We start from the raw sequence: 3,093 nt of genomic DNA on the forward strand, positions 1-3,093 counted from the left end.
CTTTCTGGGAAAATGGCACTATTTGTTGGGCAACACTGGTTGATACAAAAGAAAAATATCTTAGAGACACACTGCGTAAAATTACAAAGGCAGGGTTAAAGGCGACGACTTTATTACCAGTCAATACGGTCATTTTTTCGAGCCGTGCTACTATTGGGGAAGTTTGCATAAATCTAGTACCGACTGCTACCAATCAAGGTTATAAAAACTTCATTTGTGATCCATCTCAGATACATTATGAATATCTTTACTATATATTGAATCACCTACGCCCGATTCTTGAAAATCTTGTCCCAACTGGTTCAAAATATAAAGAGATAAACGCGCAACAAATTGCCAATTTTGAAATTCCTTTGCCGCCTATGGCAATTCAAAAAAATATAGTTAAGGAATGCGAAGCAGTTGAGCAACAAGCTGAATCCGCCTTATCTGACATTGAGAACTCAAGGGCTGAGATTGAGCAACTTACTGCAGAAAACGCTCAAAAAAAATCATTATCGAAAAAACTTGGCTCTGGTGACGTAGCCAAGATCAATCCGTCCAAAACTGAAATAAAAAACGTAGATAACGACACGTTGGTGTCGTTTGTCGAAATGGCATCCGTTTCTGATGGTGGCTATATTGCCGATTCCGTTGACCGGCCCTTGGGTGATCTACGCAAAAGCAGTTACACCTATTTTGCCGAAAACGACATCATCATCGCCAAAATCACTCCCTGTATGGAGAATGGCAAATGTGCGCTTGCCAAGGGGCTGACCAATGGGCTTGGAATGGGTAGTAGTGAATTTCATGTCATCCGCGCCAAGACCGCCAACTTCCTGCCTGAATACTTGTTCGCCTTGCTAAATCGCAAATCAGTGCGGCTGGCTGCAGAGAAAGTCATGACCGGTGCTAGCGGTCATCGCAGGGTTCCAGCATCGTTCTACGAAAATTTCGCCGTTCCGGCGCTTTCATTAAAAGAGCAACAGAAATTCGTCGCCAAGGTCGAGGCTCTGGAAAAACAGATCACCGATGCCCAGGCCGTCATCGACGCCGCCCCCGCCCGCAAAGAGGCGGTGATGAAAAAATACCTGTGAGGGCGGCATGAGCGAGTCAAAGGTGCAAAATCAACCCCCCTCAATCCCCCCTTGTCAGGGGGGAGGCTCAAGCTCCGGCGTTTCCTGTTTGCTTTCGACCTCGCCCTCAAGGCTCCTCTGCCAAAGGGAAGTTTCGAGCTCCCTCCCTGACAAGGGAGGGCGGGGGGAGGGTTCGACTCCCTTTCTCCCCTACGATAGAAAACTGACCGAGCTTGCCCGCCAAAATCGCAGCAACCCGACTAAGGCTGAGCTGACGATCTGGCATAAAATTCTTCGCAAGAGACAATTCGCCCGGTTCAAATTCCTGCGTCAAAAACCTATCGGTGGATACATAGTCGATTTTTACTGTTCGGAACTGCGGCTAGTCGTAGAAATCGACGGTGAGAGTCACGCGGAAACCACGGAATATGACAACGAACGAACGAAATTTCTCAACTCTCTTGGGTTGCGGGTCGTCAGATATACCAATGAAGAGGTGCTACATCATCTTGAAGGGGTTTACGACGATTTGACGTGTCAGCTTCTGCTTTAGGAGGCCCAACGATGAACACCAAGAAAAAAAGCACCCCTTCCCCGGAAGGACAGCGGCAACTGGAAACCCTCCGCCAGGCCGTCGGAAAAACGCTGGAGAAGAAACGACGTCTGGGCCAATACGCCGTGACCTGGAAGGATGGCAAGCCCGTCGTTCAGGGCGAGGATGCGCCGGGTGAAAGCGAAACCGCCCAGTGAAGGGTCAGCCTATGAGCGCCTACCAGCCGCCCTACACCATCACCCCCGAGATCCTGAACCGGGTCGCCGCGATCAGCTTTGGCCTAGGGCGGTTGACCGTGCTCACCGATCAGGCCAGATCCTTGCGGCTGAGGCGCATCAACCGCATCCGCACCATTCGCGGTTCGCTGGCCATCGAAGGCAACACCCTGAGCGAGGCGCAGATCACCGCGATTCTGGAGGGCAAGCGGGTCATCGCTCCGCCCCGCGAGGTGCAGGAGGTGAAAAACGCCCTGGCCGTCTACGACCGTTTCGACACCTGGAAGCCCGAGGCGGAAAAAGACCTGCTGGAGGCGCATCGGATGCTGATGTCCGGCCTGATCGACGAGGCGGGACTGTATCGGAATGGCGGCGTGGGGGTGATGGCGGGAAGCCAAGTGATCCACATGGCTCCGCCCGCCGACCGGGTGCCGCAACTGATGGCCGACCTGCTCGGGTGGTTGGCCAACACCGACGCCCATCCGCTTATCGCCGGCTCGGTCTTTCACTACGAATTCGAATTCATCCACCCCTTCGCCGACGGCAACGGCCGCATGGGGCGGCTGTGGCAGAGCCTGATACTGGCCCGCTGGAACCCCCTGTTCGCCGACATTCCGGTGGAAAGCCTGATCTTCGAGCACCAGGCCGAGTACTACCAGGCCATTCAGGAAAGCACCCGAAAGACCGATTCCGCTCCGTTTATCGCCTTCATGCTGCGGATGATTCTGGATACGGTGAGCAGCTCGACCCCGGAAGTTACACAGGAAGTCGCCCCGGAAGTTCGACTGCTCTCAGTTCTTGCCGGAGAGATGACCCGGCAACAGCTGAAAAAGGCGCTCGGGCTGAAAGACGATGAACATTTCCGTAAGGCCTATCTGCTCCCGGCTCTGGATGCCGGACTGATTGAAATGACCATCCCCGACAAGCCGCGCAGCAGCAAACAGAAATACCGGCTGACAGACAAGGGCCGCCAGGTGATAACTCCCGCGCATCCCCACCCTGTGCACCTATGCCAACGTCTTTAAAAACCTCGGCGGCGGTTATGTGGTGATTGGGCAAGAGGGTTACGCTACCGACCGCAACAGTGCTGACCTGCACCAATGCACAGGTGTGGGTCGCTCAAACCTCTGCGAATTTTTGCGCGCCTGACGCTGTTGCGGAAGGGTGGCTTTGGCTAGACTCTCACCATCGACCGGCGCCGTGGCAGTCGCCGGAAGACTCCTTTCTTCCTTCCCTTTGTTGTGTTGCTTCAACGAAAAAGCCCGGCGGG

The 3,093-nt window shown here is 53.8% G+C and carries 4 protein-coding genes and 1 tRNA gene; all 5 read left to right on the forward strand.

Features of this window, described 5'->3' with window-relative positions:
- The coding region (locus RBR25_RS17560; RefSeq protein WP_432820840.1) for a restriction endonuclease subunit S at positions 1–1,076 on the forward strand (1,076 nt) is incomplete at its 5' end.
- Positions 1,077–1,133: 57 nt separating this feature from the next.
- Positions 1,134–1,267 (forward strand) — tRNA-Val (locus RBR25_RS17565).
- Positions 1,268–1,278: 11 nt separating this feature from the next.
- The gene (locus tag RBR25_RS17570) at positions 1,279–1,608 is read left to right on the forward strand and encodes an endonuclease domain-containing protein (protein ID WP_432820843.1); all 330 of its coding nucleotides are present in this window, start codon (positions 1,279–1,281) and stop codon (positions 1,606–1,608) included.
- 11 nt (positions 1,609–1,619) lie between these two features.
- The gene (locus tag RBR25_RS17575) at positions 1,620–1,805 is read left to right on the forward strand and encodes a hypothetical protein (RefSeq protein ID WP_432820841.1); all 186 of its coding nucleotides are present in this window, start codon (positions 1,620–1,622) and stop codon (positions 1,803–1,805) included.
- A gap of 11 nt (positions 1,806–1,816) precedes the next feature.
- Positions 1,817–2,848 (forward strand): Fic family protein, encoded by a 1,032-nt coding sequence (locus RBR25_RS17580; protein ID WP_432820842.1) that lies wholly within the window; start codon positions 1,817–1,819, stop codon positions 2,846–2,848.
- Positions 2,849–3,093: the final 245 nt, after the last annotated feature.

It is taken from the genome of Trichloromonas sp., from assembly GCF_034006665.1.
In the GTDB taxonomy this organism is placed as follows: domain Bacteria; phylum Desulfobacterota; class Desulfuromonadia; order Desulfuromonadales; family Trichloromonadaceae; genus Trichloromonas.